This is a genomic window from Streptomyces sp. NPDC021356 (assembly GCF_040641015.1).
GTDB lineage: Bacteria > Actinomycetota > Actinomycetes > Streptomycetales > Streptomycetaceae > Streptomyces.
The window spans coordinates 123,722-142,108 of record NZ_JBFACU010000001.1 but is presented as its reverse complement, the minus strand read 5'-3'; the positions used below and the strand labels follow the sequence as shown (position 1 = coordinate 142,108).

At 73.5% G+C, this 18,387-nt stretch carries 17 protein-coding genes; 9 read left to right on the top strand and 8 right to left on the bottom strand.

What is annotated here, in order from left to right:
• Positions 1–38: 38 nt before the first annotated feature.
• On the top strand, positions 39–1,166 hold the full coding sequence (locus tag AB0G56_RS00625; protein WP_360961380.1) for an enolase C-terminal domain-like protein: 1,128 nt from the start codon (positions 39–41) through the stop codon (positions 1,164–1,166).
• Positions 1,167–1,291: 125 nt separating this feature from the next.
• Positions 1,292–2,086, top strand: coding sequence for an SAM-dependent methyltransferase (locus tag AB0G56_RS00620; RefSeq protein ID WP_360961378.1), 795 nt, complete (start codon positions 1,292–1,294; stop codon positions 2,084–2,086).
• Positions 2,087–2,147: 61 nt separating this feature from the next.
• On the opposite strand, the gene AB0G56_RS00615 is transcribed toward AB0G56_RS00620, so the two are convergent.
• From AB0G56_RS00615 to AB0G56_RS00605, 3 genes are all read right to left on the bottom strand, one after another.
• A complete protein-coding gene (locus AB0G56_RS00615; RefSeq protein WP_360961375.1) occupies positions 2,148–2,348 on the bottom strand; it encodes an antitoxin in 201 nt (66 codons plus the stop codon).
• Positions 2,349–2,508: 160 nt separating this feature from the next.
• Entirely contained in the window at positions 2,509–2,988 is a 480-nt protein-coding gene (locus tag AB0G56_RS00610) for an ATP-binding protein (protein WP_360961372.1), read from the bottom strand.
• Between the two features lie 190 nt (positions 2,989–3,178).
• A complete protein-coding gene (locus AB0G56_RS00605) occupies positions 3,179–3,334 on the bottom strand; it encodes a DUF6131 family protein (protein ID WP_360961369.1) in 156 nt (51 codons plus the stop codon).
• A 169-nt stretch (positions 3,335–3,503) separates the two neighbouring features.
• Here AB0G56_RS00605 and AB0G56_RS00600 point away from each other — a divergent pair, with 169 nt between their 5' ends.
• Positions 3,504–3,926, top strand: a complete 423-nt coding sequence (locus AB0G56_RS00600; RefSeq protein ID WP_360961367.1) for a hypothetical protein — start codon at positions 3,504–3,506, stop codon at positions 3,924–3,926.
• A 75-nt stretch (positions 3,927–4,001) separates the two neighbouring features.
• Here the strand turns inward: AB0G56_RS00600 and AB0G56_RS00595 are convergent, their stop codons facing one another.
• Complete coding sequence (locus AB0G56_RS00595; protein WP_360961364.1) at positions 4,002–4,790, bottom strand: polysaccharide deacetylase family protein; 789 nt, start codon at positions 4,788–4,790, stop codon at positions 4,002–4,004.
• Positions 4,791–5,050: 260 nt separating this feature from the next.
• Between AB0G56_RS00595 and AB0G56_RS00590 the strand changes: the two genes are divergently transcribed.
• Positions 5,051–8,425, top strand: a complete 3,375-nt coding sequence (locus tag AB0G56_RS00590) for a pyruvate carboxylase (protein ID WP_360961362.1) — start codon at positions 5,051–5,053, stop codon at positions 8,423–8,425.
• Between the two features lie 381 nt (positions 8,426–8,806).
• Here AB0G56_RS00590 and AB0G56_RS00585 read toward each other — a convergent pair whose 3' ends face one another.
• Positions 8,807–10,072: an amidohydrolase gene (locus tag AB0G56_RS00585; protein ID WP_360961359.1), complete on the bottom strand. Its 1,266-nt coding sequence runs from the start codon at positions 10,070–10,072 to the stop codon at positions 8,807–8,809.
• Positions 10,073–10,367: 295 nt separating this feature from the next.
• On the opposite strand from AB0G56_RS00585, the gene AB0G56_RS00580 reads away from it, so the two are divergent.
• Positions 10,368–11,195: an alpha/beta hydrolase gene (locus tag AB0G56_RS00580; protein ID WP_360961357.1), complete on the top strand. Its 828-nt coding sequence runs from the start codon at positions 10,368–10,370 to the stop codon at positions 11,193–11,195.
• A 189-nt stretch (positions 11,196–11,384) separates the two neighbouring features.
• Here the strand turns inward: AB0G56_RS00580 and AB0G56_RS00575 are convergent, their stop codons facing one another.
• Complete coding sequence (locus AB0G56_RS00575; protein WP_360961354.1) at positions 11,385–12,806, bottom strand: amino acid permease; 1,422 nt, start codon at positions 12,804–12,806, stop codon at positions 11,385–11,387.
• A gap of 245 nt (positions 12,807–13,051) precedes the next feature.
• On the opposite strand from AB0G56_RS00575, the gene AB0G56_RS00570 reads away from it, so the two are divergent.
• Both AB0G56_RS00570 and AB0G56_RS00565 read left to right on the top strand, forming a co-directional pair.
• A complete protein-coding gene (locus AB0G56_RS00570) occupies positions 13,052–14,113 on the top strand; it encodes an ABC transporter permease (RefSeq protein ID WP_360961351.1) in 1,062 nt (353 codons plus the stop codon).
• A gap of 112 nt (positions 14,114–14,225) precedes the next feature.
• On the top strand, positions 14,226–14,606 hold the full coding sequence (locus tag AB0G56_RS00565) for a DUF1330 domain-containing protein (RefSeq protein ID WP_360961348.1): 381 nt from the start codon (positions 14,226–14,228) through the stop codon (positions 14,604–14,606).
• 69 nt (positions 14,607–14,675) lie between these two features.
• Here AB0G56_RS00565 and AB0G56_RS00560 read toward each other — a convergent pair whose 3' ends face one another.
• Positions 14,676–15,698, bottom strand: coding sequence for a LysR family transcriptional regulator (locus tag AB0G56_RS00560; RefSeq protein WP_360961345.1), 1,023 nt, complete (start codon positions 15,696–15,698; stop codon positions 14,676–14,678).
• A gap of 185 nt (positions 15,699–15,883) precedes the next feature.
• Here AB0G56_RS00560 and snpA point away from each other — a divergent pair, with 185 nt between their 5' ends.
• Both snpA and AB0G56_RS00550 read left to right on the top strand, forming a co-directional pair.
• Positions 15,884–16,594 (top strand): snapalysin, encoded by a 711-nt coding sequence (snpA, locus tag AB0G56_RS00555; protein ID WP_360961343.1) that lies wholly within the window; start codon positions 15,884–15,886, stop codon positions 16,592–16,594.
• A gap of 209 nt (positions 16,595–16,803) precedes the next feature.
• The gene (locus AB0G56_RS00550) at positions 16,804–17,493 is read left to right on the top strand and encodes a class I SAM-dependent methyltransferase (RefSeq protein ID WP_360961340.1); all 690 of its coding nucleotides are present in this window, start codon (positions 16,804–16,806) and stop codon (positions 17,491–17,493) included.
• A 90-nt stretch (positions 17,494–17,583) separates the two neighbouring features.
• Here AB0G56_RS00550 and AB0G56_RS00545 read toward each other — a convergent pair whose 3' ends face one another.
• Positions 17,584–18,321 (bottom strand): class I SAM-dependent methyltransferase, encoded by a 738-nt coding sequence (locus AB0G56_RS00545; protein WP_360961337.1) that lies wholly within the window; start codon positions 18,319–18,321, stop codon positions 17,584–17,586.
• Between the last annotated feature and the right edge of the window lie 66 nt (positions 18,322–18,387).

Genomic DNA, 18,387 nt, shown 5'->3' with positions numbered 1-18,387 from the left:
GCACAGAACGGCAGCGCCGACCCCCGAAGGAGACAGCCATGGAGCCCGCGCGGATCGACGCCGTCGACGTCCACGCCTTCGAACTGCCCACCGACGGGCCGGACGGCGAGGAACAGGACGGCACCCTGGAGTGGAGCTCCACCACCATGGTCCTCGTCCGGGTGCACGCCGGCGGACGGACCGGCCTCGGCTACACCTACGGGGACCTGTCGGTCGCCGCCTTCCTGTCCGGCACGCTCGCCCCGCTGCTGACGGGCCGGGACATCTGCTCGCCGCCGGCACTGTGGGAACTGATGGGCCGGCGGATCCGCAACGCCGGCCGCCCCGGTGTGGGCGCCATGGCCGTCTCCGCCGCCGACATCGCCCTGTGGGACCTCAAGGCCCGGCTGCTGGGACTGCCCCTGGTCCACGTCCTGCCCGCCCACCACGACCGGGTGCCGGTCTACGGCAGCGGCGGCTTCACCAACTACCCCCAGGACCGCCTCGCCGAGCAACTGGCCGGCTGGGTCGAGCAGGGCATCCCGCGCGTCAAGCTCAAGACCTCCCGCGACCCCGGGCGCGACCCGGGGAGGCTGACCGCCGTGCGCCGGGCGATCGGCGACGAGCCGGAGGTCTTCACCGACGCCAACGGCGCGCTGGGCCGCAAGGAGGCGCTGTACTGGGCGCACCGGTTCCACGAGGAGTGGGACGTGCGGTGGTTCGAGGAGCCGGTCAGCTCCGCGGACATCGAGGGCCTGCGGTCCCTGCGCCGGCACGGCCCGGCGCGGCTGGAGATCACCGCGGGGGAGTACGCCTACAACAGCCGCGACTTCGTCAACCTCGTCGACGGGGACGCGGTGGACTGCCTCCAGGCGGACGTCACCCGATGCGGCGGCATCACCGCACTCCTGGAGGTCGCCGGACTCGCGGCGGCCCGGCACCTCGACCTCTCCGCCCACTGCGCCCCGGCCGTCTCCGCCCACGCCTTCTGCGCCGTGCGGCGGCTGCGGCACCTGGAGTACTTCCACGACCACGTCCGCTTCGAGCACCTGGTGTTCGACGGCACCCTCCCGCCCGACGGCGGAGCCCTGCGACCCGACCCCTCCAGGCCCGGCCTCGGCCTGGACGTCAAGTGGGCCGACGCGGAACCGCACCGCGTGTACGGGGAGCGGCCGGCCCCGTCGTGACGCGCGGCGCGCCCACCTCGCCGTGACGCCGGGCACGCCCAACTCGCTTACGGGGACGGGAAACAGTGTGCGAGACTGCGGTGATCGACATCACCGCCTGATCCACTCGCACGACGGAGTCCGCCATGGCGACCGGCACCCCCGACCTCCCGTCCCCGCAGATAGACACCAGCAGGGCACATCCCGCCCGGGTGTACGACTGGCTGCTCGGCGGCAAGGACAACTACCCCGTCGACGAGGCCGTCGGCCGCAAGCTGCCCTCCGAGGCCCATGACGCCGCCCGGCAGAACCGCGCGTTCATGAACCGGGCCGCGGCCTGGCTCGCCTCCCGCGGCCTTGACCAGTTCCTCGACGTCGGCACGGGCATCCCCACCGAGCCGAACCTGCACCAGATCGTCCAGCGCACCGTCCCCACCGCCAAGGTCGTCTACACCGACAACGACCCGATCGTGCTGCGCCATGCGGAGGCCCTGCTCGTCAGCCGGCCCGAGGGCGTCACCGACTACATCGAGGCCGACGTACGCCGCCCGGACCAGATCCTCGAACACGCCCGCAGGGTGCTCGACTTCGACCGCCCCGTGGTCCTCTCCCTGATCGCGCTGATGCACTTCGTGCCGGACGACCAGGACGCCCACGGCATCGTCCACGCACTGCGCGCCGCGCTGCCCCCGGGCAGTTACCTCGTGCTCTCGCACGCCGCTTGCGACCTCTATCCGGAACTGGCGCAGCAGGTCACCGCCGAGTACGCCAAGGGCGGCATCCGCCTCGGTTTCCGCACCCGTGGGGAGGTCGCGCGCTTCTTCGACGGCCTCGATCTCGTCGAGCCCGGCCTCGTGACGGCGACCGAGTGGTACCAGCGGCCCCCGGCGCCGCGCCCCGAGGGCAGCGGCATCTACGCCGGCGTCGCCCGCGTTCCCTGACCGGGCACCGCCGCCCCGGTGCGCGCACCGTGATGAACGTCCTCAGAGGGTGAGCCGCAGCTCAGCGCGGCGGCTGGCCGGTGCCGGGGCCCCGGTCCTGGTCGCCGAGCTGCTCCCGGAGCTTGTCCTGGCCCGTGTCCACCTGGCCGCGGTACTTGCCCTGAGTACGTTCGTCGATGTAGTCACCGCCCTTGTCGATGCCCTTGCCGGTCTGCTCCTCATGCCCCTTGAGCAGCCCCTTGAGCTTGTCCATCATGCTCATCGCGTACTCCTTCACGGCTTCACGGCGTGGTCCTCCTCCAGCATGGCCCGGCCGTCCCGGCGACGCATCCGCAGCCGGAGGCCGCGGGCACCGGGCGCCGGCGGACCGCCCTGGAGAGGGCCTGGCACCCTACCGGGCTGCCGGACCGGCCACCGGCGGCTCAGCCCTCCCGCGACGGGGAGGGCAGCCGCAGCTGTGCGGTGATCTCCTTGCCGCTGTCACGGTCCGTGACGGTCAAACTGCGGCTGAGCGCGCCGACGATCTCCAGCCCGTGCCCGCCCACCCGGCGGCCGTCGCGCGGCCGGGGCCGGGGCGGCTGGGGCGAGGTGTCCCATACGCTGATCCGGACGAGCCCGGTCTCGGGCTCCGCTTCCAGGCGCAGCCCGCAGGGGCCCGGAGCGTGCCGTACCGCATTGGTGATCAGCTCGCTGACCACCAGTTGCGCGTCCTGTTCCACGCGTTCGGGGACGGGTGTGCGGCCGGTGACACGAACGCGGTCCAGGAATCTGCCGACGGCCGCGCGAGCCTCCGCGGCGGTGATCGCCCCGCTGTCCCAGCGGGCGTCCCAGCGCAGTGCGGCGGGCGTGCTCCTGTACCGGTCCGGCTCATCCGACGCCTTCTGCCTAAGCGGGATGGCCATACGGTTGCCTCAAACTGTCACATTGTGTTACTGCTCTTCCGATTCTCCGGTTACCCAGCCCCACGCGGAATAGACCGGGTCCGTGCGCGCGGTGGGCCAAGTGGGTACGGCGGACCCGCGCGGAGCGGAGCACCGGCTGGGCGCGGCGCGCGCGGGAGAGCGGATGACGGCGGGGCGACCGTGCGGGCGGTCACCAATAGTGGCGATGGCCGGCCACGGCGTGCCCCATGGAGCCGAGCACCCACAGCACCGCGCCGATCACGGCCAGGATGATGCCGATGGTCCACAGGATCGAGATGCCGGTGACGAAACCGACGACGAGCAGAATGACACCGAGGAGGATCATGACCGCCTCCTGTTAGGGGTAGTACTCCTCCGCTGTGCACCCAAAAAGGCGCAAGTGGGTATGTACGCACAGAAAACAGGGCAGCCAGAGCCAGTCGCTCGTACAGGACTTCCACGGTTGTGCTGATCCTGCTCTCACACAGGGTTTCTCGTCAACGGAGGTGCGTTCGGTGCGTACAGGACTGCTGCGTTCGGTCGGGGCGGCGACGGCCGTGTACGGAGTCGTGGCGGCGTACCGCCCGGACTGGCTGGCCCGCCCGGTGGGCCTGGTGGACCCGGAGGGGAACACCCATCCACACACCGCCATGGCCCTGCGCCCACTCGCGTGGCGCGACGCCGCGAGCGGGCTGGCCATGCTGCTCGCCCCCCGCGGCCCCGCCCTGGTCACCGCCACCCTCGTCCGCATCGCCTCCGACGTGGGCGACGCGGCGCTGTTCGGGACGGGCGTCACCGGACGCGTCCGCCGGGCGGCCACCGTCGCGACCGCGCTGGGCTGGGCCGCCGTCACGGTCGCGGCCCTCGCCGCCAGTCGGGAGGTCGGGCCCGCCGCGCCGGCCGGGGACGGCGGCGGCCGGGCGGCGCGCCCCGTCTGAACCGACAGGAGCGCACCACCCGGCCGCCGCTCACCTCACGCCGTACCCGGCCGGGCCGTACCCGGCCGGGCGCGGTCAGCGCACCGGGAAGCCGAAGGAGTACCCCTGCTGCTTCAGCCAGGGCAGCACCTCACGCAGGGCGGCCACGGTCTGGGCGCGGTCGCCGCCCGCGTCGTGGAAGAGGACGGTCGGCCCGTTGCGGACCTCCTGCTTGACGGTGGCGACGATGGCCGGGGTGCCGGGGTGCTCGAAGTCCTTGGTGTCCACGTTCCAGCCCAGCGGCCGCATCCCCCGGGACGCGGCGAGCTGACGGCTGTACGGGGTGAACGCCCCGCCCGGCGCCCGGTAGTACATCGGCCGGACGCCGCCCGACGCCTCCGTGATCATCTTCTCGGCGTCGAGGATCTCCCGCGACTGGTAGGCCTGCGACTTGTGGTCCATGGCGGTGTCGTGCGACACCGTGTGGTCGCACAGCCGGTGCCCGGCGGCCACCACCGCCTTCACCATGTCCGGGTACGCCTTCGCCTGCGTGCCGACCATGCAGAAGGTGGCCTTCACCCCGTTCTCCCGCAGTACCTCCAGCACCTGCGGTGTCCAGTGGGGGTCCGGCCCGTCGTCGATCGTGATGTTGACGCCCCGGGCTCCCTTGTCCGAGGCGTGCGCGATGGTCACCGCCACCTTCGCGGCCGAACCCTGCGCGCCCGCCGCGTCCGCGCTCGCCGACGCGTCCGCTTGCGCCTTGCCCCCGCCCGAGGGATCGGCCTGCGCGGTCCACACCGAGGTGGCGGCGGCCACCGCAGTCACCCCGAGAGCCGCCGCCAGCACCCGCCCGTGCCAACCCCGTCCGCCGCCATGCCGCACCATGTCCCGCCCCGCTTCTCGCCGTCTTCCGTGTTGCCGTGCACCCAGGATGACGGGGAAACCCCCTCGGGGGATCCCGCTGTTACCGATCACTGACAATTCCGCGGACGATACGCGACAGTCGGGCCCCGAACCGGACCTTCTGACGGCCCGTCGGACGACCGCGCGCACCCGTGAGCGCGACAAGTGGCCCGGTTCACATGGCGTGCCGGAGGTGTGACCGACACCATGGTCCTCGTCACCGGCAGGCCGAAGGGATCCAGATGTTCCGCAAGGTACTGGTCGCCAACCGCGGCGAGATCGCCATCCGCGCGTTCCGCGCCGGCTATGAACTGGGCGCGCGCACCGTCGCCGTCTTCCCCTACGAGGACCGCAACTCGCTGCACCGGCTGAAGGCCGACGAGGCCTACGAGATCGGCGAGGCGGGGCACCCGGTACGGGCCTACCTCTCCGTGGACGAGATCGTCGGCGCCGCGCGCCGGGCGGGCGCCGACGCCGTCTACCCGGGCTACGGCTTCCTGTCCGAGAACCCGGAACTGGCGCGCGCCTGCGAGCGGGCGGGGATCACGTTCGTCGGCCCGGACGCCGACACCCTCGAACTGACCGGCAACAAGGCCCGCGCGGTGGCCGCCGCCCGGGCCGCGGGGGTGCCCGTGCTCGGCTCCTCGGCCCCCTCCACCGACGTGGACGAACTGGTCCGGGCCGCCGACGACATCGGCTTCCCCGTGTTCGTCAAGGCCGTCGCGGGCGGCGGCGGGCGCGGGATGCGGCGGGTCGCGGACCCGGCCGCGCTGCGGGAGTCCATCGAGGCCGCCTCCCGCGAGGCCGCCTCCGCCTTCGGCGACCCCACCGTCTTCCTGGAGAAGGCCGTCGTGGAACCCCGCCACATCGAGGTGCAGATCCTTGCCGACGGCACCGGGGAGGTCATCCACCTCTTCGAGCGGGACTGTTCGCTCCAGCGCCGCCACCAGAAGGTCATCGAACTCGCCCCCGCGCCGAACCTGGACCCGGACCTGCGCGAGCGCATCTGTGCCGACGCGGTCCGCTTCGCCCGCGAGATCGGCTACCGCAACGCGGGCACCGTGGAGTTCCTGCTCGACCGCGCGGGCCACCACGTCTTCATCGAGATGAACCCGCGCATCCAGGTCGAGCACACGGTGACCGAAGAGGTCACCGACGTCGACCTGGTCCAGGCGCAGCTGCGCATCGCCGCCGGCGAGAGCCTGGCCGATCTCGGACTGTCCCAGGACACCGTGCGGTTGCGCGGCGCGGCCCTGCAGTGCCGGATCACCACCGAGGACCCGGCCAACGGCTTCCGCCCCGACACCGGCCGGATCAGCGCCTACCGCTCACCGGGCGGCTCCGGAATCCGCCTCGACGGCGGAACCACCCACGCCGGTACGGAGATCAGCGCCCACTTCGACTCCATGCTCGTCAAACTCACCTGCCGCGGACGGGACTTCAAGACGGCGATCGGCCGGGCCCGGCGCGCGGTGGCCGAGTTCCGCATCCGCGGCGTGTCCACCAACATCCCCTTCCTCCAGGCCGTCCTCGACGACCCCGACTTCCAGGCCGGGCGGGTCACCACCTCGTTCATCGAACAGCGCCCGCACCTGCTCACCGCACGCTCCTCCGCCGACCGCGGCACCAAACTGCTCACGTACCTCGCCGACGTGACGGTCAACAAGCCGCACGGCGAGCGCCCCGGGACCGTCGACCCCGTCACCAAGCTGCCGCCGCTGCCCGCCGGCGAGCCGCCCGCGGGCTCCCGGCAGCGGCTGGTCGAACTCGGCCCCGAAGGCTTCGCCCGGCACCTGCGCGAGTCACCCGGCCTCGGCGTCACCGACACCACCTTCCGCGACGCCCACCAGTCACTGCTCGCCACGCGGGTGCGCACCAAGGACCTCCTGGCCGTCGCCCCCGCCGTGGCCCGCACCCTGCCCGGCCTGCTCTCCCTGGAGTGCTGGGGCGGCGCCACCTACGACGTCGCGCTGCGCTTCCTCGCCGAGGACCCGTGGGAACGCCTGGCCGCCCTGCGCGAGGCCGTGCCCAACATCTGCCTGCAGATGCTGCTGCGCGGCCGGAACACCGTCGGCTACACCCCGTACCCGACCGAGGTCACCGACGCCTTCGTGCAGGAGGCCGCGGCCACCGGCATCGACATCTTCCGCATCTTCGACGCGCTCAACGACGTCGGCCAGATGCGGCCGGCCATCGACGCCGTACGGGAGACCGGGACAGCCGTCGCCGAGGTCGCCCTGTGCTACACGTCCGACCTCTCCGACCCCGCCGAGCGCCTGTACACCCTGGACTACTACCTGCGGCTGGCCGAGCAGATCGTCGAGGCGGGCGCACACGTGCTGGCCGTCAAGGACATGGCCGGACTGCTGCGGGCGCCCGCAGCGGCCACGCTGGTCTCGGCGCTGCGCCGCGAGTTCGGCCTCCCGGTCCACCTGCACACCCACGACACCGCGGGCGGTCAGCTCGCCACCTACCTCGCCGCGATCCAGGCCGGCGCCGACGCGGTGGACGGCGCGGTCGCCTCGATGGCCGGCACCACCTCCCAGCCGTCGCTGTCGGCGCTCGTCGCCGCCACCGACCACTCCGAGCACCCCACCGGCCTGGACCTGAAGGCCGTCGGCGACCTGGAGCCGTACTGGGAGAGCGTCCGCAGGATCTACGCCCCCTTCGAGGCGGGCCTGGCCTCGCCCACCGGACGCGTCTACCACCACGAGATCCCCGGCGGGCAGCTGTCCAACCTGCGCACCCAGGCGGTCGCCCTCGGCCTCGGCGACCGCTTCGAGGACATCGAGGCGATGTACGCCGCCGCCGACCGGATCCTGGGCCGCCTGGTGAAGGTCACCCCTTCCTCCAAGGTGGTCGGCGACCTCGCACTGCACCTGGTGGGCGCGGGCGTCGACCCGGCGGACTTCGAGCAGACCCCGGACCGGTTCGACATCCCCGACTCCGTCATCGGCTTCCTGCGCGGCGAGCTCGGCACCCCGCCCGGCGGCTGGCCGGAACCCTTCCGCACCAAGGCGCTCAAAGGCCGGGCCGAGGCCAAGCCGGTCGCGGAGCTGAGCACCGAGGACCGCGAGGGCCTGGACAAGTCCCGGCGCGCGACCCTGAACCGGCTGCTGTTCCCCGGGCCCACGCGCGCCTTCGAACAGCACCGCCAGGCCTACGGCGACACGAGCGTGCTGGACAGCAAGGACTTCTTCTACGGCCTGCGCCCCGCCAAGGAGTACGCCGTCGACCTCGAACCCGGCGTACGCCTGCTGATCGAGCTGCAGGCCGTCGGCGAGGCGGACGAACGCGGCATGCGGACCGTGATGTCCTCCCTCAACGGCCAACTGCGCCCGATCCAGGTGCGGGACACCGCCGCCGCCTCCGACGTGCCCGTGACGGAGAAGGCGGACCGGGGCGACCCCGGGCATGTGGCGGCGCCGTTCGCCGGTGTGGTGACCCTCGCGGTGGCCGAGGGCGAGGAGGTCGCGGCCGGGGCGACCATCGCCACGATCGAGGCGATGAAGATGGAGGCCGCGATCACGGCCCCGAAGTCGGGCCGCGTGAGCCGGCTGGCCATCAACCGCATCCAGCAGGTGGAGGGCGGCGACCTGCTCATCGAGGTCGTCTGAGCCGCTCCCACCGCCGGTACTACGTGCGGTGACGACGGGGAGGGGCGCCGCGCGCGGGCCGGGAACGGCGCCCCTCCCGGCGCGCTTGCGGGCGCGCGTCGCCCTCCGGGTCCCGTCGGGCGGCTGCCGGCAGGGTCCCCGCCGGGCGACCCTCCGGGACGGGTGGCGTGCGCGAGCCCGCACCGTCCCGCGCCGGAGACCGAGGCCGTTCACCGTCCTGTGCGAACAGCCCCGCCACTGGGCCGTTCGTCGTCCTGCGCGAGGACTTCGGCCATTCGGTCGTCGAACAGCCGGGCCGGTCGGCCGCGGACCGGCCGGCCCCGCGAAGCCTGGCGAGGGTGAGCGTGCGGCCGTGTCACCCCGTGGCGGTGTCCCGGTCGTTCACCTGGCCGTGAGCCAGGCCCGGGCGGCGGCGGACAGGGTCGCGACACCCGCGCGGAGCGTCGGCTCGACCACCGGGGCGAACAGCGGGGAGTGGTTGGACGGCAGGGCGCGGGCCACCCGGCCGACGTCCTCGACGGTGCGGGCGGCGGCGAACTCGGCCGGGTCGGCGCCGCCCAGCAGCCAGTAGACGCACGGGGCCCCCGCGGCCTCGGCGAGCATGCCGACGTCCTCGCTGGCGGTCGCGGGCCCGGGATCGACCACCTGTGCCTCGCCCAGGGCCCCGGCGAGCGCCCGCCGCGTCCGCTTCGACGCCTCGGGGTCGTTGACGACCGCCGGGAACGACTCGGTCACGGAGATCTCCGGATCGCGGGGCGCGCCGGAGGCGGCGGCCTCGGCCCGTACGATCCGCTCCACGGCCCGCAGGACCGACGTGCGCACCGCGGGCTCGTAGGTGCGCACGCTCAGCAGCAGTTCGGCGTGGTCCGCGATGATGTTCGGCTTGGTCCCGGCGTGCAGGGCGCCCACGGTGACCACCGCGGTGGAGGTGCCCGCGACCTCCCGGGCGACCACGCCCTGCAGACGGAGCACGGTCGCGGCGGCCATCACGACCGGGTCGACGCACGCCTCGGGCCGCGAACCGTGGCCCCCGCTGCCGTGCAGGACCACACGCAGCGAGTCGGAGGCGGCGAAAGCGGGCCCGGCGTGCAGCCCGGCGTAGCCCGCGGGCAGCGGCGCCACGTGCTGGCCGAGCACCACGTCCGGCCGGGCGAACCGCTCGAAGAGACCGTCGTCGATCATCGCGCCCGCGCCCCGGCCGACCTCCTCCGCGGGCTGGAACACCAGCAGCAGCGTGCCGCGCCACGAGGAGCGGTCCGCCGCGAGCCGTGCCGCCGCGCCCAGCAGGCAGCTGACGTGGACGTCGTGGCCGCAGGCGTGCATCAGGGGCACCGCGTTGCCGTTCCCGTCGGTCGCCCGCGCGCTGCTGGCGTAGGGCAGGCCGGTTTGCTCCTCCACCGGCAGGGCGTCCATGTCGGCGCGCAGCGCCACGGTGGGCCCGTCGCCGTTGCGCAGGACGCCGACGACGCCCGTACCGCCGACACCGGTCGCGGTCTCGTACCCGCAGGCGCCCAGCCGCTCGGCCACGATCAGCGCGGTGCGGTGTTCGCAGAAGGCGAGTTCGGGGTGGGCGTGGAGATCGCGGTAGAGACCGGCGAGGGCCGGCAGGTCGGTGAGGTCGGTGTGCGGGGACGGGCTGCTGGGCATCGTGCCACCTTCCGGAACGGGGCCGGCGCTGCCGCCGGACAGACCCTGACGCTCGTCAAACTAACCGGCGCACGATCTCGTGGTCGTGCCCGGCCGAATTGCGGCGGCGGCGTCGGCGGGGACGATGGAGGAGGGAAGCGCCCGGGGCGTGCCCGTGCCGGGCGCTTGAGCCCCCGGCGGTGTCCGGCCGCGCGTGCGCGTGCTCTCCTCCCCCGTGTTTCCCCTGCTTCACCTGTGTTCCCGACTTCTCCCGGGACATCCCGCGACCTGCTGCGACCGGCGAAAGGTGTCGAGCATGCCCGTGTGCACCACGCGAGACGGTGTCGAGATCTTCTACAAGGACTGGGGGCGGGGACGGCCGGTGGTGTTCATCCACGGCTGGCCCCTGAACGGCGACGCCTGGTACGACCAGCTCAAGGCGGTCGCCGACGCCGGATACCGGGGCATCGCCCACGACCGCCGAGGCCACGGCCGCTCCACCCCGGTCTACGACGGCTACGACTTCGACACGTTCGCCGACGACCTCGACGACCTGCTCACCCACCTCGACCTGCGCGACGTCACGCTGGTGGCGCACTCCATGGGCGGCGGCGAACTCGCCCGCTACATCGGCCGCCACGGCACCGGACGGGTGCGCTCGACCGTGCTCCTGTCCGCCATCACCCCCCTGATGCTGCAAGGCCCGGACAACCCCGAGGGTGTCCCGCAGAGCGTCTTCGACGACCTCAAGGCCGGCATCCTGAAGGAGCGTTCGCAGTTCTGGAAGGACACCTCCGAGGGCTTCTTCTCCGCGGACCGCGAGGGCGGCGGGGTCACTCAGGGCAACCGGGACGCGTTCTGGTACATGGCCATGGCCCAGACCGTCGAGGGCGCCGTCGCCTGCGTCGACGCCTTCGGCACCACGCCCTTCCACGGCGACCTGGCGAAGTTCGACGTCCCGACCCTGGTCGTGCACGGCGACGACGACCGGATCGTGCCCGTCGACGCCACCGCGCGCAAGACCGCGCAGCTCGTCCACGGCGCCGAACTCAAGGTCTACGAGGGCGGCAGCCACGGCATCGCCATGGTCGACGGGGACAAGCAGCGCTTCAACCGGGACCTGCTCGACTTCCTCGGACGCTGAGCACCGGCGGCGCCCGCCCCCCCCGCCGTGGCGACGGGCCGGCAGGAGGCCGCCGCGTACCTGCCCCGGCGCACGCCACGCCCGGTCCTCACCCGGTCGGCGGGGTGGGAGGAGGCGGCGCGGACCGTCCGGCTTCCTCCGTACGGCCCGGTCGGCCGGACGATCCCGCGCGCACCCGGCGGAGGGAGGCTACGGCGTCCTGGGGCGGCGGGCCGCCATCACGGCGTAGACGAGGACGCCCGCGAACAGGAACAGCACTCCCTGGTACACGGCCGCGTAGCCCGCGCCCGCCACCAGCCACATCGAGAAGGCCGCCGCGACGGCCGCGACCACGCAGTCCCGCGCCAGACGGGCCCGGTTCACCAGGTGGCCGCGCCCGGCGACGAGGTGGAAGATCTGCGCGGCGGTGGCCAGCAGGTAGGGAACGGTCGCGGTGAACGTGGTGACGAGCACCAGGACCTGGAAGACCTTCGCCGAGCCCGACGTGTAGTTGTAGACGGTGAGCAGCGAGGCGAGGACGACGGTGACACCGACACCGACGGTCGGCACCCCGCGCCGCCGCCGTGCGAAGGCGGCGGGGAACAGGCCGTCCTGGGCGGCGGCGTACGGGGTCTGGGCGCTGAGCAGGGTCCAGCCGTTGAGGCAGCCGGTCATCGACACCAGTGCGGCGAGCGCGACCGCCCAGCCGCCCCAGGAGCCGCCGAACATGGCGTTCACGGCGTCCGAGAAGGGCGCGGAGGACCCGACCAGACGGCTGTGGGCGACCGTGCCGAAGACGGACAGCGTGCCCAGCAGGTAGACGAGGGCCGCGCCGGCGGTGCCGATGACGGTGGCCCGTCCGACGTTGCGCCGCGGGTTCTTGACCTCGCCCGCGCTGACGGCGGCCGACTCCACGCCGAGGTAGGAGAAGAGCAGGATCGCCGCGGAGGCGGAGACCGCGCCGACCGCGCTGTGGCCGCTCGCGTTGAACGGGCCGAGGTTGTGCGGGTCGAAGAAGAACAGCCCGCCGACCGCGACCAGCAGCAGCGGTACGAACTTCAGCACGGTGGAGACGACCTGCACGGCACCCACGTACCGGGTGCCCGCGAAGTTGGAGAGTGCGGGCAGCCACTGCAGGGCGAGCGCGGCCAGGCACGCCGTCCAGCGGTGATCGTTCACCGGGACCAGCACGTCGAGGTAGCCGACGGCGGCCACGGCCAGCGCCGCGTTCGACACCCAGGTCGTGATCCAGTACGCCCACGCGGCCAGGAAGCCGGCGAAGTCGCCGAAGGCCTCACGGGCGTAGACGTAGGGGCCGCCGGTGCGCGGGTCCCGCTGGGCGAGCCGGCCGAAGACCAGCGCGAGCGCGATGGCGCCCACGGTCAGCACGCCGAAGGCGACCAGGCTGACCGTGCCGTAGGGGGCGACGGACGCCGGGAGCAGGAAGATACCGCCCCCGATGATGTTGCCCATGACCAGGGCGGTGGCGACGGGCAGCCCGAAGCGGCGGGAGTGCCTGCCCAAGGCAGGAGCGGCCGGTTCACCGGCGGGGGTGTGCCCGGCCGGGGCGGGGGCCGCGGGGTTCTCCCGCGGGGCCGGAGCCGACTGCGGGGCGGTCCCGGGGACGTGCATGGAAGTGGTGCGCCTCTCGTCTAACAGGGCCCGGGATCGCCGGGCACGCCCATGGTCGGGCAGAAGCCGGCGTTCCTCCAAATCACACGGGTTTGTCCGGTATGGGCGCACCGGGGACCGTAAAAAGTGCACGCCGAGACCCTCCGCGGCGGGAATCGTCCGGTCGGCGGGGTGGCGGTACGTACGGCGCGCGCACCGGCCGCTCGGTGCGAGGAGTCACCGTGAAATGACCTAGCGTGGTCGCCATGTCCGAGTTGCCGCACGGTGAGCACGGCCGGCCGCCCGCCCCGGGCGAGCGCTGGGCCGCCTTCCGGAAGTCGCCCTTCCTGCCCGCCACCGTTCTGACGCTGATCCTCGCCGCCGCGGCCGGACTCTTCGCCGGCTCCTACACGTACGCCATGGCCAACCCCACCCCGCACACCATCCCCACGGCGGTCGTCGGCGCCTACGACCAGCCGCAGGGCGGGCGCTTCGTCACCGGCATGGAGCAGGCGCTCGCCGCCTCGCTGAAGCTGCACCCGTACCCCAGCCTGCCCGCGGCGCGCACGGCGGTGGACGACCAGAAGGTGTTCGCCGTGCTGGAGATCCCAGCCGGCCGGGGAACCGTCGTCCTCGACGTGTCCGGCGCCTCGGGCGCCACGGTCGCCCAGGTGCTGGAGGAGGCCGCGGAGAAGGTCGGCCAGAGCACCGGCGTCCCCGTCACCGTGCGCGACCTCAACCCGCTCCAGCACGGCGACCCGCGCGGCCTCGCGATCTTCTACATCTCGCTCGCCGCCGTGATCATCGGCTTCGTCGGCGCCATCCAGCTCAGCGTCCACGCCCGGGCGCTGAACCCACTCGAACGCATCGCCTTCACCGCCGCCTACGCCCTGCTGGGCGGCTTCGTGATCGCCGCCGTCGTGGACTGGATGCTGGGCGCCCTGCGCCTGCCGTTCGTCGAGTCCTGGCTGATCCTCGCGCTGACCATGTTCACGTCCGGCATGGTCTTCACCATGTTCAACACCCTCTTCGGACGCTGGGCCATGCTGCCGACGTGGGGGCTGATGGTGCTGCTCGGCAACCCCTCCTCCGGCGGCGCGGTCTCCTGGCCCCTGCTGCCCTCCCCCCTCGGCCGGATCGGCCGCTGGCTGCCGCCCGGCGCCTCGGTCAACGCCCAGCACACCGCCGTCTACTTCGCCGGTCACCAGCACGCCTTCCCGTTCCTGGTCCTCGCGGCCTGGGCCGTCGTCTCCTGCGCCGTCTTCTGGGCCTGGCGCCACCGCCACCCCGGCGGCCGCGAGGCACGCCCGGCGCACGCGGCCGACTGACGGACCGGCCGCCCTGAGCGGTGCTTACCCGAGAGGTCATCGACGCCTCCCCGCCCCGGTGCGAGGATCACCGCGTACGCACCGCAGCCCGCCCCACCGACCGGAGGACGCCATGCCCGCCTACGTCATAGGCCACCTGCGCGACGCCGCCCCGCACCCGGAGATCGCCGAGTACATCGAGCGCATCACCGCCACCTTCGCGCCCTACGGCGGTCGCTTCCTGGTGCATGCCGGCGGGCACGAGGTGAAGGAGGGCGCCTGGCCCGGGCACGTCGTCGTCATCGGGTTCCCCGGGATGAAGGAGGCGCGGGCCTGGTGGGACTCCGCCGCCTACCAGGAGATCGCGCCCCTGCGCTCCCGCCACATCGAGGGCGATATCATCCTGGTCCCGGGCGTCCCCGAGGACTACGACCCGGTCGGCACCGCCCGGGCGATGCGCGACACGCTCGCCGTCGGGGCGACCGGGGCGACCGGGGCCGCCGCAGAGCGCTAGCCGCGCCGCGGCGGCCGGTGCCCGTGCGTGCCAGGACGTCCGGGCTCGCGGGCCCGGACGCGGTGGGCGTCAGCGGGCCGGGACCCGCCGACCGGTGAGCTGTTCCGTACAGGGGGCCGCGCTCCGCGCGGGCGGTGGCGGGGGAACGGCGCCGGCGGCGGGAGCGCCCGTCCGGCTCAGCCACTCGCGGTACGCCGGCGCCTGGAACGCCGCCTCCCAGTAGGCCTCCTCCAACTCCGCGTAACCGCAGTCGAGTTCGGCCTCCGTGCGGGCCGCGAGCAGCAGCCGCACACCGATCGGGTCGCCCTGGAGAGGACGGATGGCGAGGTCCGAACGGGGGCGCGCGGTGGGCTGGCTGACGGTGACCACCTCACCGGTGGCGGCCAGGGAGTACGCGGTGAGGTAGTCGCCGTGCAGCATGTCGGGTTGCAGCCCCGCTGAGCGCAGCACCCGGCACAGGGCGTCCCACTCGCCGTCGACCGTGGAGTCGACCATCCAGCGGTCCGCCGCGAGATCGCCGAGCCGCACCTCGCGGCGCGCCGCCGCCGGATGGTCGACGGCGAGGGAGACGAACTGCGGTTCGCGTTCCACCAGCACCCGCACGCGGAGCCCGGGCGGCACACGCAGCGGACTGCCTTCGACCTCGTGCACGAAGGCCATGTCGAGCCGGCCCGAGGCGACCATGGCCAGCAGGGAGTTCGCGGAGACGTCCATCTGCAGCGTCGGTTCCGTCCGGGGCGTACGGGCGCGCAGCCTTCGCAGCCAGCCCGGCAGGGCACGGCTCGCCGTGGCGCCGATGCGCAGGCGGGGGCCGCCGGACGCGCGGGCGGCCGCCGCCCGGGTCTCGGTGACCAGCGCGCTCAGTTCGCTGACGAGGGGGCGGGCCCGGCTGAGCACCGCGTGGCCCAGCGGGGTGGGCCGGCAGCCGGTGCGCGCACGGACGAAGAGCTGACCGCCGAGCGCGTGCTCGATCCGGCGCAGCTGCGTGCTCAACGAGGGCTGTGCCACGCCGAGTTCGCGTGCCGCCCGGTGCAGACTGCCGGTGTCGGCGATGGCGCAGAGCACGCGCAGATGCCTCACCTCGAGCTCCATGAGGGGGAGCGTAGGGCGGTGCGGCCGCACCGCACCAGACGTTCAAATACCGACGGAACCGTACGAGTCGGCCGCCGATAGCTCCGGGCTATCCCCAGTTGCCATCATCCCCCGGGCGTCGGCCTGCCCGAGACTCATGCGCAACCGATCGTTCACACCCCACGACGAACGAGTAGGAGCCCCCCATGATGTCGCGTTCCACGACCGCCAAGTCCCCGAAGTCCTCCAGGAGACTCGTGGCCCTCGCGCTCGGCCTCGGCCTGGCGTCCGCCGCGCTGGGCACCGCGATGCCGGCGAGCGCCGCCCAGAGCACCGCCCCGGCCGTCGCCTCCTCCGCCAAGGCCCCCGTCGCCCGGTACACGGGCTCCGCCGGACACGCCGCCGACAACCAGGCGTTCTTCGACGCCGTGATGAAGTCGGTCGCCGAGAAGCAGGCCGCCCACCCGAACCTCAAGTCGGTGACCGTCTACTACAACGCCTCCCAGGCACCGAGCTTCCGCTCCCAGATATCGAGCGCCGCCTCGATCTGGAACAGCTCCGTCTCGAACGTGAAGCTGGCGGCGACCTCGGGCGGCGGCGACTTCTCCTACTACGAGGGCAACGACCCCTCGAACGGCTCCTACGCCTCCACCGACGGCCACGGCAGCGGCTACATCTTCCTGGACTACTCGCAGAACCAGCAGTACGACTCGATCCGCGTCGTCGCGCACGAGACCGGGCACGTGCTGGGGCTGCCGGACCACTACAGCGGCCCGTGCAGCGAGCTGATGTCGGGCGGCGGCCCCGGCCCGTCCTGCACCAACCGCTACCCGAACGCCACCGAGCGCTCCCGTGTGAACCAGCTGTGGGCCAACGGTCTGGCCAAGGCGCTGCACGAGGTCGCCCGCGTGCACTGACGCCCCGGCGGCCCACCTCCCCGCCCGCACCGCAGGCACCACCTGCACCACCCGCACCGCCCGCACCGCGCGGACCGTGGCCCCGGCCGCGGTCCGCGCGGTGTGCTGCGGTCACCTCCCGCGGCCCCCGCCCGGACGGTAACGTCACACCGTGCGTGCCGGTGGACGCTCCGCACGGCACACGACCAGGCGCGAGGGGGAGACATCGCATGAGCGGTCCCACCGGTGGTTGCGGCCACGGCGTGCCGCCGCGTGACCGTACGGGGCAGGCCGAGGCCTTCGACTCCATCGGCGAGAGCTACGACGCCGCCTTCCCGCACAAGGAGGGGCAGATCGCGGCGACCGACTGGCTCATCGCCTCCCTGCCCGCCGGGGCCCGGGTCCTGGACCTGGGGTGCGGCACGGGCGTACCCACGGCCCGGCGGCTGACCCGGGCGGGCCTCGACGTCGTGGGCGTCGACCTGTCGGCCGGGATGCTCGCGCTGGCCCGTGCGCGGGTGCCCGGAGCGCGGTTCCACCAGGCCGACATCGCGGACATCGGTCCCCACGGTCCCGTCGGCCTCGGGCGGTTCGACGCGGTCGCGGCCTTCTTCTCCCTGCTCATGCTGGGCCGGGCGGAGATCCCGGCCGCGCTGGCCTCGGTCCGTGAACTGCTCGCTCCCAAAGGCCTGTTCGCGCTCGCGATGGTCGAGGCCGACGCGGACGATCTCCCCGTGCCGTTCCTCGGCCGCACCATCCGGGTCTCCGGCTATCCGCGGGGCGATCTGCGCGCGGTGGTGGAGCGGGCCGGCTTCGAAGTCGTGGAGGAGTCCTCGCGCTCGTACGCGCCCCACACCCCTGACGGTGCCGGGGCACCGCCCGAGGTGCAGCTCTTCCTGCGCTGCAGACGGCTCGACTGAGGCACCGCCCCGCCCGGCCGCCGGTCCGCCCGCACGCCGAGCCGTCCGGACGTGGGTCCCTCCGCGCGCAGGTTCACCCGGTTCGCCGGTTCATCCGGACGTCGGACGCAGGACCAGGCACACGAAGCCGAAGCAGTCCCGGTAGCCGCGCAGCCATTCGTCACGGTGGGTGCCGGCCGCCGCGAGGGCCTGGTCGCGGTCCGGGTCGGCGGGGTGGTCCAGGGCCCATGAGCCCAGCGATCCGGTCCACGCCCATTCGTAGGCGTCCAGTTCGCCGCGCGCGCTGATGTGCCCGCCGACGGGGGTCCAGCCGCCGGCGGCGACGGTGTCCATGACGGACGGGAGGTCGCCGAGGTCCCCCAGCACCTCCTCGGCCTCCGGGGAGGGCGCCCGTTCCCAGAACCCGTCCCCGATCAGGACCCGTCCGCCCGGCGCCAGGTGCCTGCGGGCTGCCGCGAGAGTGGCGCGCAGGCCCCCGAAGGCGTGCGTGGCCCCCACGCTGAGCACCACGTCGAAGGTGTGCGCGGGAGCGAAATCGGCCGCGTCCTCGCGGTGCAGCACCAGGCGGTCCTGGACGCCGAGGGCGTGCGCGGCCTCACGGGCGCGGGCCAGGGCGTCGGCGGAGACGTCCACCCCTTCGGCGCGCAGCCGGGGGCGCGCGGCGAGCGCGCGCAGCAGCCACTCCGCACCGCCGCAGCCCAGGTCCAGCACCCGGGCGTCCACGTGGGGCAGGACCCGGTCCAGCAGCAGGCGGACGGAGTCGTCGTCGAGCGGGGCGGCGATCGGGTGGTCGGCATGGGCGAGCAGGGAGATCTGAGCACGATTCACCGGCGGAGCCTGACACGGACCGAAGTCCCCCCGCATCCGCTTTTCCCCGGCCGCCGCTCCTGCGGC